Origin of the sequence: Massilia sp. METH4 (genome assembly GCF_037094685.1) — a bacterium.
Lineage (GTDB): Bacteria > Pseudomonadota > Gammaproteobacteria > Burkholderiales > Burkholderiaceae_D > Rugamonas.
On the sequence record NZ_CP146614.1, the window covers coordinates 2,831,061 to 2,843,284 of the forward strand.

15 protein-coding genes are annotated in these 12,224 nt (G+C 63.7%); 13 read left to right on the forward strand and 2 right to left on the reverse strand.

Annotated features, from left to right (window positions below; translation table 11 throughout):
• Positions 1-64: 64 nt before the first annotated feature.
• The 7 genes from V6Z91_RS12565 (at position 65) to V6Z91_RS12595 (ending at position 5,947) form a co-directional block, all read left to right on the forward strand.
• Complete coding sequence (locus tag V6Z91_RS12565; RefSeq protein WP_338770784.1) at positions 65-973, forward strand: methyltransferase domain-containing protein; 909 nt, start codon at positions 65-67, stop codon at positions 971-973.
• A 325-nt stretch (positions 974-1,298) separates the two neighbouring features.
• Positions 1,299-2,522 carry a cytochrome c oxidase subunit II gene (gene coxB / locus V6Z91_RS12570; protein ID WP_338770785.1) on the forward strand — a complete coding sequence of 408 codons (1,224 nt, stop codon included), beginning with the start codon at positions 1,299-1,301 and terminating at the stop codon, positions 2,520-2,522.
• A gap of 14 nt (positions 2,523-2,536) precedes the next feature.
• On the forward strand, positions 2,537-4,180 hold the full coding sequence (gene ctaD / locus V6Z91_RS12575) for a cytochrome c oxidase subunit I (RefSeq protein ID WP_338770786.1): 1,644 nt from the start codon (positions 2,537-2,539) through the stop codon (positions 4,178-4,180).
• A 2-nt stretch (positions 4,181-4,182) separates the two neighbouring features.
• Positions 4,183-4,278, forward strand: coding sequence for a cytochrome oxidase small assembly protein (locus V6Z91_RS12580; RefSeq protein WP_338770787.1), 96 nt, complete (start codon positions 4,183-4,185; stop codon positions 4,276-4,278).
• Between the two features lie 10 nt (positions 4,279-4,288).
• Complete coding sequence (locus tag V6Z91_RS12585) at positions 4,289-4,846, forward strand: cytochrome c oxidase assembly protein (protein ID WP_338770788.1); 558 nt, start codon at positions 4,289-4,291, stop codon at positions 4,844-4,846.
• On the forward strand, positions 4,843-5,040 hold the full coding sequence (locus V6Z91_RS12590) for a DUF2970 domain-containing protein (RefSeq protein ID WP_338770789.1): 198 nt from the start codon (positions 4,843-4,845) through the stop codon (positions 5,038-5,040). The genes V6Z91_RS12585 and V6Z91_RS12590 overlap by 4 nt, the downstream gene beginning before the upstream one ends.
• Before the next feature lie 52 nt (positions 5,041-5,092).
• Positions 5,093-5,947, forward strand: coding sequence for a cytochrome c oxidase subunit 3 (locus tag V6Z91_RS12595; RefSeq protein ID WP_338770791.1), 855 nt, complete (start codon positions 5,093-5,095; stop codon positions 5,945-5,947).
• 96 nt (positions 5,948-6,043) lie between these two features.
• Here the strand turns inward: V6Z91_RS12595 and V6Z91_RS12600 are convergent, their stop codons facing one another.
• Positions 6,044-6,244, reverse strand: coding sequence for a twin transmembrane helix small protein (locus V6Z91_RS12600; RefSeq protein WP_338770793.1), 201 nt, complete (start codon positions 6,242-6,244; stop codon positions 6,044-6,046).
• 36 nt (positions 6,245-6,280) lie between these two features.
• On the opposite strand from V6Z91_RS12600, the gene V6Z91_RS12605 reads away from it, so the two are divergent.
• The 6 genes from V6Z91_RS12605 to V6Z91_RS12630 all read left to right on the forward strand — a co-directional run bounded on the left by V6Z91_RS12605 (position 6,281) and on the right by V6Z91_RS12630 (position 11,392).
• Positions 6,281-7,021, forward strand: coding sequence for an SURF1 family protein (locus tag V6Z91_RS12605; RefSeq protein WP_338770796.1), 741 nt, complete (start codon positions 6,281-6,283; stop codon positions 7,019-7,021).
• Positions 6,999-7,592 (forward strand): cytochrome C oxidase subunit I, encoded by a 594-nt coding sequence (locus V6Z91_RS12610; RefSeq protein ID WP_338770798.1) that lies wholly within the window; start codon positions 6,999-7,001, stop codon positions 7,590-7,592. Before V6Z91_RS12605 ends, V6Z91_RS12610 begins: the two co-directional genes overlap by 23 nt.
• Positions 7,593-7,624: 32 nt before the next feature.
• Entirely contained in the window at positions 7,625-8,734 is a 1,110-nt protein-coding gene (locus V6Z91_RS12615) for a COX15/CtaA family protein (protein WP_338770799.1), read from the forward strand.
• The gene (gene cyoE, locus V6Z91_RS12620) at positions 8,731-9,624 is read left to right on the forward strand and encodes a heme o synthase (RefSeq protein WP_338770801.1); all 894 of its coding nucleotides are present in this window, start codon (positions 8,731-8,733) and stop codon (positions 9,622-9,624) included. Before V6Z91_RS12615 ends, cyoE begins: the two co-directional genes overlap by 4 nt.
• Before the next feature lies 1 nt (position 9,625).
• Complete coding sequence (locus V6Z91_RS12625) at positions 9,626-10,201, forward strand: SCO family protein (protein ID WP_338770803.1); 576 nt, start codon at positions 9,626-9,628, stop codon at positions 10,199-10,201.
• A gap of 108 nt (positions 10,202-10,309) precedes the next feature.
• The gene (locus tag V6Z91_RS12630) at positions 10,310-11,392 is read left to right on the forward strand and encodes an AI-2E family transporter (protein ID WP_338770804.1); all 1,083 of its coding nucleotides are present in this window, start codon (positions 10,310-10,312) and stop codon (positions 11,390-11,392) included.
• Positions 11,393-11,447: 55 nt separating this feature from the next.
• Here V6Z91_RS12630 and V6Z91_RS12635 read toward each other — a convergent pair whose 3' ends face one another.
• Positions 11,448-12,206 (reverse strand): hypothetical protein, encoded by a 759-nt coding sequence (locus V6Z91_RS12635; protein WP_338770805.1) that lies wholly within the window; start codon positions 12,204-12,206, stop codon positions 11,448-11,450.
• Positions 12,207-12,224: the final 18 nt, after the last annotated feature.

Sequence of the window (12,224 nt, forward strand, 5' to 3'; positions counted from 1 at the left end):
CGTCCTCCCAAACTGCGCCAACCATGTAGACTGCGCACATTATCGCACTCGAGCCCAGTAATCCATGCAAGATCGTCCCCCCAAACTGTCCGCTCCCATTGACCTGGAACGTGTCCGCGCATTGTTCTCCCGGCCGCAGCGCCTGCGCGACGCCGAATTCCTGCGCCGCGAGATCGCCGAGCGCATGCGCGAGCGCCTGCAACTGGTGCGCCTGGCGCCGCAGCGCGTGCTCGATGCCGGCTGCGGCGGCGGTGCCGATCTCGCAATATTGCAGAAATCGTATGTCGCCGCGCAAATCATCGGCATCGACGCCTCGGTGCCGATGCTGGAGACGGTCGAGCGCGGCACGGACCGCGGCCTGAACCGCCTGATCAGCAAGCTGCTGCCGGCCAAGAGCGGCATCGACCTCGTCTGTGGCGATTTCGCCGACCTGCCGCTCGGCATGGCCAGCGTGGACCTGGTATGGTCGAACCTGGCACTGCACTGGCATCCGCAGCCGGACCGCGTGTTCGCCGAATGGCGCCGCGTGCTGCGCGTCAACGGCCTGTTGATGTTCTCCTGCTTCGGTCCGGACTCCTTACAGGAAGTACGTTCTGCCTTTACCGATATCGATCTTGCTCCCCATACACTGCCCTTTGTGGACATGCATGATTTCGGCGATCAGCTCGTCGAAGCAGGCTTCTCGACGCCGGTGATGGACATGGAAAAAATCACCGTCACGTACGATGATCCGGCCAAACTCCTGGCCGATGTGCGCGCACTGGGCGGCAACCCCTTGAACACCGTACGTAAAGGCTTGCTCAGCCGTTCAGCCCGTGAGAAGCTGTATGCGGGATTCGAAAAACAACGCCGCGCAGACGGCAAGATCGGTCTCACCTTCGAGGTCATTTATGGCCATGCTTTCAAGCCGGAAGCCAGGGTCACGAAGGACGGCGAAGCCATCATTCGCTTCGCGCCGAAGCCGCAAAAATGATAGCGATACATGTGGCGCCGCACCATTTTTCGTGGCGCAATTTGCCTTGAAGTTGTTAAGATTAACTGCTTATAATCCTCGACTGTTTTGGCCGCTTTTTTCCATACGGACAGCAAGATCCTGACGTTGTAAAGGCCAAAAATCAGTAAGGCATCAGTACCCGGCGTCATCGGCATGGTTGGCGATTCAAGGGCTCTGCCGGTGGCAATGGTCGCGGTTCCAACAAGGGGCTGCAAGGTGTTGAATGCACGAGACGATCCACCCTACAGGCAGGTCGTCGCCATAAAAAATTTTTCTTATATCTTGGGTTGGTTTTGGGGATCTTATGACAATTGCGAAGCGACTTACATCGTTGCTGGCCGCACCATTGGCGGCGTCGGCCGGCTTGCCGGCCTGGGCAGCGCCGGCAGCGACGGCATCCGGAACATACACCACAGCCACGGGCGGAACGGGCGGGCCGCTGCCGAACCAGTTGAACCTGCAACCTGCCGCCACCCAGATCGCTTCCGAGATCTACACGCTGCACAACTGGATGATGATCATCTGCCTGGTGATCTTCGTGGCCGTGTTCGGCGTGATGTTCTATTCGATTTTCAAGCATCGCAAATCGGTCGGCCACAAGGCCGCCACGTTCCATGAATCGACCGCCGTCGAGATCGCCTGGACGGTGGTACCGTTTCTGATCGTCATCGGCATGGCATTGCCCGCCACCCGTACCGTGGTCGGCATGAAGGACACGTCGAACGCCGACATCACCATCAAGGCCACCGGCATGCAGTGGAAATGGGGCTATGATTACCTGAAGGGCGAAGGCGAAGGCATCTCCTTCATCTCGAACCTGTCCACCCCGCGTGAGCAGATCGGCCAGCCGGGCCAGCCGGCCACCCAGCCGCGCGGCGAGAACTACCTGATGGAAGTCGACAATGATGTGGTCGTGCCGGTCAACAAGAAGATCCGCATCGTCACCACCGCCACCGACGTGATCCACGCCTGGATGATCCCCGCCTTCGGCGTCAAGCAGGATGCGATCCCCGGCTTCGTGCGCGATGCCTGGTTCAAGTCCGAGCACACCGGCACCTTCCGCGGCAACTGCGCGGAACTGTGTGGCAAGGAACACGCATTCATGCCGATCGTCGTGCGCGTCGTCACCGCCGAGGAATACACGGCCTGGGTCAACACGAAGAAGGCGGAAATGGCCGCGCAGGCGGACGATCCGAACAAGACGTGGACCATCGACGAACTGAAGACCAAGGGCGAGAAGGTCTACACGGCCAACTGCGCCGTGTGCCACCAGGCCAACGGCAAGGGCGTGCCAGGCGCGTTCGCGCCGCTGGACGGCTCGGCCGTCGTCAACGGCGCCAAGGGCGACCAGATCCACGTGCTGCTGAACGGCCAGAAGTCGGGCAAGTACCCGGCCGAGATGCCGGGCTGGAAGCAACTGTCGGATACCGATATCGCGGCCGTCATCACCTACACGCGGAACAACTGGTCGAACAAGCCAGCGGAAAACATCGTTCAACCGGCTGAAATTGTGGCAGCACGCAAGTAATCAGGAGCATTACGATGAGCACGACTACTCTCGACCACGGCCACGATCAAGCTGGCCACCATGCGCCCGACCACGCGCACGATCACGGAAATGCGCACGATCACGACCACGCGCATGATCACCCGACGGGCCTGCGCCGCTGGCTGTTCGCCACCAACCACAAGGACATCGGTACGCTGTACCTGTGGTTCTCGTTCATCATGCTGCTCTCCGGCGGCGTGCTGGCACTGATGATCCGCGCGGAGCTGTTCCAGCCGGGCCTGCAGTACTTCCACCCCGAGTTCTTCAACCAGCTGACCACGATGCACGGCCTGGTGATGGTGTTCGGCGCCATCATGCCGGCCTTCGTGGGCTTCGCGAACTGGATGATCCCGCTGCAGATCGGCGCATCGGACATGGCATTCGCCCGCATGAACAACTTCAGCTTCTGGCTGCTGCCGCCGGCGGCGCTGCTGCTGGCCGGCTCGTTCTTCGCCCCGGGCGGCGCCACCGCCGCCGGCTGGACGCTGTACGCGCCGCTGTCCACCCAGATGGGACCGGGCATGGACATGGCCATCTTCGCCATGCACATCATGGGTGCGTCGTCGATCATGGGTTCCATCAACATCATCGTCACCATCCTGAACATGCGCGCTCCCGGCATGACCCTGATGAAGATGCCGATGTTCTGCTGGACCTGGCTGATCACCGCCTACCTGCTGATCGCCGTGATGCCCGTGCTGGCCGGCGCCATCACCATGACGCTGACCGACCGCCACTTCGGCACCTCGTTCTTCAACGCCGCCGGCGGCGGCGACCCGGTCATGTACCAGCACATCTTCTGGTTCTTCGGCCACCCCGAGGTGTACATCATGATCCTGCCGGCGTTCGGCATCGTCTCGCAGATCATCCCGGCGTTCGCCCGCAAGCCGCTGTTCGGCTACGCGTCGATGGTCTACGCCACGGCATCGATCGCGATCCTGTCGTTCATCGTGTGGGCGCACCACATGTTCACCACCGGCATGCCGGTCACGTCGCAGCTGTTCTTCATGTACGCCACGATGCTGATCGCGGTGCCGACCGGCGTGAAGGTGTTCAACTGGATCGCCACGATGTGGAAGGGCTCGATGACGTTCGAGACCCCGATGCTGTTCGCCGTGGGCTTCATCTTCGTGTTCACGATGGGCGGCTTCACGGGCCTGATCCTGGCCGTGACCCCGATCGACATCCAGGTGCACGACACCTACTACGTGGTGGCCCACTTCCACTACGTGCTGGTGGCCGGTTCCCTGTTCGCGCTGTTCGCCGGCTTCTACTACTGGGCGCCGAAGTGGACGGGCCATATGTACAACGAAACGATGGGCAAGATCCACTTCTGGGTGTCGCTGATCACGTTCAACGTCACGTTCTTCCCGATGCACTTCCTGGGCCTGGCCGGCATGCCGCGCCGCTATGCCGACTATCCGGCGCAGTTCACGGACTTCAACACCATCGTGTCGATCGGCGCGTTCGGCTTCGGCCTCACGCAGGCGTTCTTCCTGTTCTGCGTGGTGCTGCCCACGATCCGCGGCGGCAAGGCCGCCCCGGCCAAGCCGTGGGAAGGCGCCGAGGGCCTCGAGTGGACCGTGCCGTCGCCGGCGCCGTTCCACACGTTCGAAACGCCGCCGACCGTGAAGTAAGCATGATGAACCGGAAGAAAAGCAACCTGCGGCTGGCGCTGATCCTGGCTTCGATCGCGCTGGTGTTCTTCGTGTCCGTAATTGCCCAGCACCTGTAGGGATGGCGGCATGAACGACGAGAATCGCAAGCTGCTGGGCAAGCTGGTCGTGATCGCGGTGGCGATGTTCGGCTTCGGCTACGCGCTGATCCCCGTCTACAAGCACATCTGCGAAGTGCTCGGCATTAATGTGCTGACGCAGAAGGATGGCACGGTGGCGCCGCCGGAAAACACGCAGATCGACCGCAGCCGGAAGATCACCGTGGAGCTGGACAGCAATGTGCACGGCACCTTGCGGTTCCGCCCCACGCAAAGCAGCGTGACCGTGCACCCCGGCGAGATGGCCACCGTCGTCTACGAGGTGGTCAATTCGCAGGGCCGCGAGGTGCATGCGCAGGCGGTGCCGAGCTATGCGCCGCAAAGCGCCACGCCGCACTTCATGAAGGTGGAATGCTTCTGCTTCAAGCAGCAAACGCTGCAGGCGCACGAGGCGAAGCAGATGCCGGTGATGTTCTACCTTGACCCGAAGCTGCCGAAGGATGTGAAGACGATCACGCTGTCGTACACGTTCATCGAGATCGGCGGACTGGCCAAGGCGCCCGATGTTGCGGAGAAGGGCAAGCTGTGACCGGGCGTAAACCGTCCTTCTTCTATTCGCTGAAGGCGGTGCTGTGGTCGTTCGTGGGCTTGCGCCGCAAGAGCGATTTCGATGTCGACCCGGCCAGGCTCAATCCGATCCACGTGATCGTGGCCGGCCTGATTGCCGTGGCCGTATTCATCGGCATCCTGGTCGCGATCGTCAAGGCCGTCGTAGCACAATGAACAATAGTAAATAACAGAAATTCGTAAATCGAAAGTTCGCGAGGAGATGATGATGAGTTCGAAGCAAGCACCGTATTACTTCGTGCCCGGCCCGTCCCGCTGGCCGATGCTGGCCGGGATCTCGATGCTGGTGACGATGATCGGCGCGTCGGCCTGGGTCAATGACAGTGCATGGGGCAAGCTGGTCTGCCTGGTCGGCATCGCGGCCATGCTGGCCGTGCTGTATGGCTGGTTCGGCGACGCGATCCATGAATCCGAAGGAGGGTTGTACAGCAAGCGTATCGACCACTCGTACCGCTGGTCGATGGCCTGGTTCATCTTCTCCGAGGTGATGTTCTTCGGCGCCTTCTTCGGCGCGCTGTTCTATGCCCGCGTGATCACGATGCCGTGGCTGGCGGACCTGGACCACAAGGTGCTGTGGCCGGACTTCGCCGCGCAGTGGGGCAACACCGGCCCGGCCGGCGTGGTGGATAACTTCAACACGATGGGCCCGTTCCCCATCCCCACGATCAACACGGCGCTGCTGCTGGCTTCGGGCGTGACCCTGACGATCTCGCACCACGCGATCCAGGCCGGCAAGCGCAGCAAGTGCGCACTGTGGCTGGCCGCCACGATCCTGCTGGGCGCGGTCTTCATGGGCTTCCAGGCTTATGAATACATCCACGCCTACCAGGACCTGAACCTGAAGCTCACCTCGGGCATCTACGGTTCCACGTTCTTCATGCTGACCGGCTTCCACGGTTTCCACGTGACGATGGGCGCGATCATGCTGATGGTGGTGCTGTTCCGCGTGCTGAAGGGGCACTTCACGCCGGAAAACCACTTCGCGTTCGAAGGCGCCGCCTGGTACTGGCACTTCGTGGACGTGGTCTGGCTGGGACTTTATGTCGTAGTGTATTGGTTGTAAGGCAGGGCTATAATCCCCTGGCCTCTGGGATGAAAGCCGCAGCGGGCAGCCGTTGCGGCTTTTTGTTTGCGGGTCGATGCGCGGCTGCTCACCCGTTCAGCGAATCCCCGTCGGCTGGATATACCCCAACCGGTTCAGCACGAGGATGATGACGAACAGCGCGACGGAGAACCCCACGCGTAGCGCGAGCGCGCGCACGGTGCGGGAATCGCCGCCCTTGCCGCGCATGACGTAGAACAGCGCGGAGCCCAGGCTGCCGATGATCAGGATGAATGCGATGGCAACGAAAATTTTCATGGTGGCCAAGAGCCGGAAAGGTGGAGCTTCATTGTAATGCGTATCGCTTTCCGCTTTAAGCCCGTGCCGTTCGTGGCCACGCTGGTATTGGTCATCCTGGGCATCGCGCTGGGGCGCTGGCAGGATCGCCGCGCCGAAGAGAAGATGGCCGTCGCCGCTGAGCTGGCGGGCGGCAGTACCGCCGCGCCGCTGGTGCTGGGTGCGCAGTCGATCGAGCCGCAGCATGCGCAGTTCAGGCGCGTGACCGCCACCGGCACCTTCGTGCCCGACTGGCCCGTCTACCTGGACAATCGCCCGCACGACGGCCGTGCCGGCTTCTACGTGCTGATGCCGTTCCGCATCGACGGCACGGCGATGCACGTGCTGGTGGCGCGCGGCTGGCTGCCGCGCGACGTGGCTGATCGCCAGCGCATCGCGCCGTACCCGACACCGCAAGGCACGATCACGATCACGGGCGTGGCCAAGCCAGGCGCCGGGCACGTGATGGAGCTGGGCGACGCACCGCCCGTGCAGGCTGGCGCCATCGTGCAGAACGCCGATGCGGCCAAGGTCGCCGCGGCCAGCGGCCTGCAATTGCAGCCCTTCGTGCTCGAGCAGACGTCCGCTGACGGCAGCGAACGCGTGCTGCTGCGCGACTGGCCCAAGCCCGACCTGGGCGTCGACAAACACCGTGGCTACGCGTTCCAGTGGTATGCGCTGGCGCTGACGGCCTTGCTGTTCTTTATCATCAGCGGATTAAACATTGGGAAAAGCAGTGGAACAAAAACCGATCAATAAGGCGCGCGGGCGCTGGAAGCTGTTCGCCGTGCTGGCCGTGTGCGCCTCGCCGATCGTTGCCTCGTACATCACCTATTACGGCATCAAGCCCACGGCGCGCAACAACTACGGCACGCTGATCGATCCGCGCACGGTGCCGATGCCGTCGATGGCCACGCGCACGCTGGCCGGCGATCCCGTCACGCTCGATTCCTACCGGGGCAAGTGGATCCTGCTGAAGGCGGGCGGTTCCGACTGCGGCCAGGCGTGCCAGGACCAGCTGTTCATGATGCGCCAGCTGCGCACCATGCAAGGCAAGGAGATGGACCGTATCGAGCGCGTATGGCTGATCACCGATGAAGAGCCGCTGGAAACCATGCTGCTGCGTGTGAACGACGGCACGCGCATGCTGCGCGCGCCGGCCGACATCGTCTACAAGTGGCTGCCGACCGAGGCGGGCGGCGACGCGCAGGATCACATCTACATCATCGACCCGATCGGCAACCTGATGATGCGCTTCCCGAAGAACCCCGACCCCACGAAGATGAAGAAGGATATCTCCAAGCTGCTGAAGGCATCGGCAATCGGCTGAGCGCGGATTCGCGACACGGAAACAGGAACACCATGCATCACATGACGCTGGCCCATATGGCCATCACCGCGCTGATCGTCGCACTGCTGCCGCTGTCGATCGTCTTCATCTCGAAAGACGTCAACAAGTACCGCAAGCTCGTGTGGATCAGCGTGTTCATCACGTTCGACCTGATCGTGTTCGGCGCCTTCACGCGCCTGACCGATTCCGGGCTGGGCTGCCCGGACTGGCCGGGCTGCTACGGCCTGGCCAACCCGTTCCTGGCGCACGAGGAAATCCGCGCCGCCGAGGCATTGATGCCGAGCGGGCCGGTGACGATGTTCAAGGCCTGGGTCGAAATGATCCACCGCTACTTCGCGATGGCGATCGGCATCCTGATCATGGCCATGATGTTCGTGGCGTGGTACCGCTGGCGCCGCGAGCACAAGGTCGGCTACCACCCCGGCTACCCCACGCTGCTGTTCTTCTTCGTCTGCCTGCAGGGCGCGTTCGGCGCCTGGACCGTCACCCTGAAGCTGCAACCGGTGATCGTCACCATCCACCTGCTGCTGGGCATGGGCCTGCTGGCGCTGCTGACCTGGTTCGGCGGCAGGCAGGACCATGCGATGACACCCTTCGGCCACGCCGGCGTGCCGGCGCCCGTGCTGCGGCGCATCCGCTGGCTGGCCGTGCTGTCGGGCCTCGTGGTGTTCGTGCAATTGTTCCTCGGCGGCTGGGTCAGCACCAACTACGCGACCCTGGCGTGCATGGAATTCCCGCTGTGCGGCGGCGGCAAGGTGATTCCGGACATGGACTTCGAGCATGGCTTCCACCTGTGGCGCGAGCTGGGCAAGACAAAGGCCGGCCATTACCTGCCGTTCTCGGCGCTGACGGCCATCCACTGGGTGCACCGCAATTTCGCGCTGGTCGTGTTCCTCGTGCTGGGCTACACGTGCTGGAAGGCGTGGAAGGTGCCGGCGCTGCGCAAACCCGTGAAGGGCATCGCCATCGTGCTCGTCCTGCAATTCCTGACGGGGATCGCGACGATCTACCTGAACTTCCCCCTCACCATCGCCGTGCTGCATAACGCCGGGGCGGCCGCCCTCGTGCTGTTCCTGACCATGGTAAACTACCGGGCCAGTTTTTTGACACCCACCCCATGACCACGCAAGCCGCCGCCCATAGCCAGACCAGCCGCATCGCCCAGTATTGGGCGCTGACGAAGCCGCGCGTGACGCAGCTGGCCGTGTTCTGTGCCGTGATCGGCATGTTCCTCGCCACCGACGACTTGCCGGACTGGCGCGTGGTGGTCGCGGGCACGATCGGCATCTGGCTGCTGGCCGGGGCCGCGTTCGCCGTCAACTGCCTGGCAGAACGCGAGATCGACGCGCGCATGGCGCGTACGGCGCGCCGTCCGATGGCGCGCGGCGAGATCACGCCCGTGCAGACGATGATCTTCTCGGCCGTCATCGGCGGCGCCGGCATGTGGATCCTGTATGCGCTGGTGAACCCGCTCACGATGTGGCTCACCTTCGTGACCTTCGTGGGCTATGCCGTGATCTACACGATGCTGCTCAAGCCGGCCACGCCGCAGAACATCGTCATCGGCGGCCTGTCGGGCGCCATGCCGCCGGCGCTGGGCTGGGCCGCCGTCGCCAACGACGTGCCCATGCAGGCCTGGCTGCTCGTGCTGATCATCTTCCTGTGGACCCCGCCGCACTTCTGGGCGCTGGCGCTGTACCGCCGCGACGATTACGCCAAGTCCGGCCTGCCCATGCTCCCCGTCACGCACGGCATGGCGTTCACGCAATTCCACGTCTTCCTGTATTCGATCGCACTGGCCGCGACGACGCTGCTGCCGTTCGCCGTGGGCATGAGCGGCCTGATCTACCTGGCCAGTGCCATCGTGCTCGATGCGGTCTTCCTGTGGTACGGCTGGCGCATCTGGCGCAACTACAGCGACCTGTTGGCCCGCAAGGCGTTCGCGTTCTCGATCGTCTACCTGGCGCTGCTGTTCGGCGCGCTGCTGCTCGATCACTATATCCGGATCTGACATGAAAAAACTGCTTGCCTTGCTGTTCCTGCTGGCCACCCTGGTCGCCTGTTCCGAGAAGCGCGCCAGCTTCGTGAACACCGATATCACGGGCCTCGACTACGCCAAGGGCTTCTCGCTGAAGGATCACAACGGCAAGCCCGTCACGCTGGAGAGCTACAAGGGCAAGGTGGTGGTGATGTTCTTCGGCTTCACGCAATGCCCGGACGTGTGCCCGACCACGATGGCCGAGATGGCCGCCGTGATGCAGGAGCTGGGCCCGCAGGCGAAGGATGTGCAGGTGCTGTTCGTGACGCTGGACCCGGAGCGCGACACGCCCGCGCTGCTGAAGGAATACGTGCCGGCTTTCCATCCGGGCTTCGTCGGCCTGTACGGCACTCCGGCCGAGATCGCGCAGACGGCGAAGGAATTCAAGGTGTTCTACAAGAAGGTACCGGGCAAGGACCCGGCCAACTACACGATCGACCACACGGCCGGCAGCTATGTATTCGACAAGCAGGGCAAGGTGCGCCTGTTCCTGCGCCATGCCCAGGGCACCAAACCGGTCGTGCATGACTTGCAGCAGCTGCTGAAGTGAACCCGGCGCCGCGCCGGCGAAAACCGTTTCCTTGCGTGCTTTCCTGATAAGCTTGCATCCTTCGCAGGTCGTCCCCAACTGTCGGGCACACCTGGAGGATGCCGGCACATGGAAAAGCGCTTTCAACCCTATACCCGCCTCGCGGCGATCGTTTTCCTCGTCATCGGCTGCCTGTGGGTGCTGCGGCCCTTCCTGCCCGCGGTGCTGTTCGCGTGCGCGATCACGATCTCCAGCTGGCAGCTGTACCTGCGTCTCCTGAACCGGCTGAACGGGCACCGCACGCTGGCCGCCACCGTGATGACCGTGTCGCTGGTCCTCGTGATCATCCTGCCGCTGGCCCTCGTCACCTGGAACATCGCCGACAATGCCGGCAACGTATACCGCGCGCTGCGCGCTGCGCTCGCTTCCGGGGCCATGCATGCGCCGGAGTGGCTGCGCGGCCTGCCGGTGCTGGGCGACACCGTCTACAACTATGTCGAAAACCTGATCGGCAGCCGCGAGCAGCTCGTGGAGGCGGCCAAGCGCTACATGGAGCCGGCGCGCAGCTTCCTGCTTGGAGGCGGCCTGGTGCTGGGCAGCGGCGTGGCGCAGGTGAGCCTGGCGGCCTTCGTCAGCTTCTTCCTCTACCGCGACGGGCTCACCTTGTTGAGGGCGCTGTCGATCGGCATGGACAAGATCATGGGCGAGCATGCGCTGGAGGTGGCCGATACCGTGAGCCGTACCGTGCGCGGCGTGATGTACGGCCTGCTCGGCACGGCGCTGGCGCAAGCCGCGGTGGCGGCGATCGGCTTCCTGATCGCCGGCGTGCCGGCCGTGGCGCTGCTCGCAGTCGCCACCTTCCTGTTCTCGCTCGTGCCGGTGGGCCCGCCGCTGATCTGGGGCGGCGCCGCCATCTGGCTGTTCTACCAGGGCAGCACCGGCTGGGCGATCTTCATGGTCGTGTGGGGCGTATTCCTGATCAGCGGCGTCGACAACGTCGTCAAGCCCGTGCTGATCAGCCGCGGCTCCAGCCTGCCGTTCCTGCTCGTGCTGCTTGGCGTGCTGGGCGGCGTGATCGCCTTCGGCTTCGTCGGCCTGTTCATCGGCCCAACCCTGCTCGCCGTCGCCCTCGGCCTGCTGCGCAACTGGACCAACGTCAACCCCGTCACCCCGCACCGGCCCGGCCACGAACAGGGCGAAGCGGCGCCTTGAGGATTCACCCAAAGTTCCCAAAAACCGGGGTCAGACCCCGGTTTTTGGAAAGATTTCAGTCCAGGAGCGTCTTGACCAGCACGCGGCCGTCGGGGAGGGGGCTTTCCTGCTTGACCAGCAGCTGGGTGCCTTTGGCGTACCAGAATTTCGACACGCTGCCCGGCTGGTTGTAGTCGGTGGTGACGATCCAGCAGTCGACGGGGCCGGCGGGGCCGGGGATCGCTTCGCTGCCGGCCACGCGGAAGGTGTAGCGGGCGGGGGCGGCGTTGCCGCCGGGGTGGTAGAGCACCAGTTGCGCCTCGTAGCCCTCGGCCAGCGGCAGCGCCTGCAGCAGCTCCATGTCGGTCTCGAAGTTGAACGCGGCTTCCTTCGCTTCGACCGCCAGGTTCTTCTGCGTGTTGTCCTTCAGTTCGGCCATGCCGGTGATCCGGTCGGCGGCGAACGTAAACCCCTCCACGGTCTTGCGGCCGTCCTTCTCGGTGATACGCACGTGCGTCAGCGGCCGGAAGGTGCCCGCTTCGAACGTGGATTCGAGCCGCTTTACCGATGGCGCCTTGCCCGCCGCGTCCCAGCGCTGGCGCACCTGCATGCGCTTGCCGTCGAAGTGGATGTCGCGCTGCCAGATGTCGAGGGCCGTGTTGCTGTCAGGCGAACGCAGGTAGCGCAGGTAGCGGTGGCTGCCTTCCTTCAGCAGGTGGAAGCGGGGCAGCGGCGTGCCCACTTCCACGTACTGGGCGGCGGCCTGCGCCAGCGTGGCGCAGGCAAGCAGCAGGGCACCTAGGAGAGAGCGGGAAGGGCGGCGGCAGCGCGGCATACATGAATCCTTTCGATA

Bases quoted from the DNA above. Each gene is read 5' to 3' on its own strand.
- V6Z91_RS12565 (WP_338770784.1), top strand. From the start codon at position 65: ATGCAAGATCGTCCCCCCAAACTGTCCGCTCCCATTGACCTGGAACGT.
- coxB (WP_338770785.1), top strand. From the start codon at position 1,299: ATGACAATTGCGAAGCGACTTACATCGTTGCTGGCCGCACCATTGGCG.
- ctaD (WP_338770786.1), top strand. From the start codon at position 2,537: ATGAGCACGACTACTCTCGACCACGGCCACGATCAAGCTGGCCACCAT.
- V6Z91_RS12580 (WP_338770787.1), top strand. From the start codon at position 4,183: ATGATGAACCGGAAGAAAAGCAACCTGCGGCTGGCGCTGATCCTGGCT.
- V6Z91_RS12585 (WP_338770788.1), top strand. From the start codon at position 4,289: ATGAACGACGAGAATCGCAAGCTGCTGGGCAAGCTGGTCGTGATCGCG.
- V6Z91_RS12595 (WP_338770791.1), top strand. From the start codon at position 5,093: ATGAGTTCGAAGCAAGCACCGTATTACTTCGTGCCCGGCCCGTCCCGC.
- V6Z91_RS12600 (WP_338770793.1), bottom strand. From the start codon at position 6,244: ATGAAAATTTTCGTTGCCATCGCATTCATCCTGATCATCGGCAGCCTG.
- V6Z91_RS12605 (WP_338770796.1), top strand. From the start codon at position 6,281: ATGCGTATCGCTTTCCGCTTTAAGCCCGTGCCGTTCGTGGCCACGCTG.
- V6Z91_RS12615 (WP_338770799.1), top strand. From the start codon at position 7,625: ATGCATCACATGACGCTGGCCCATATGGCCATCACCGCGCTGATCGTC.
- cyoE (WP_338770801.1), top strand. From the start codon at position 8,731: ATGACCACGCAAGCCGCCGCCCATAGCCAGACCAGCCGCATCGCCCAG.
- V6Z91_RS12625 (WP_338770803.1), top strand. From the start codon at position 9,626: ATGAAAAAACTGCTTGCCTTGCTGTTCCTGCTGGCCACCCTGGTCGCC.
- V6Z91_RS12630 (WP_338770804.1), top strand. From the start codon at position 10,310: ATGGAAAAGCGCTTTCAACCCTATACCCGCCTCGCGGCGATCGTTTTC.
- V6Z91_RS12635 (WP_338770805.1), bottom strand. From the start codon at position 12,206: ATGCCGCGCTGCCGCCGCCCTTCCCGCTCTCTCCTAGGTGCCCTGCTG.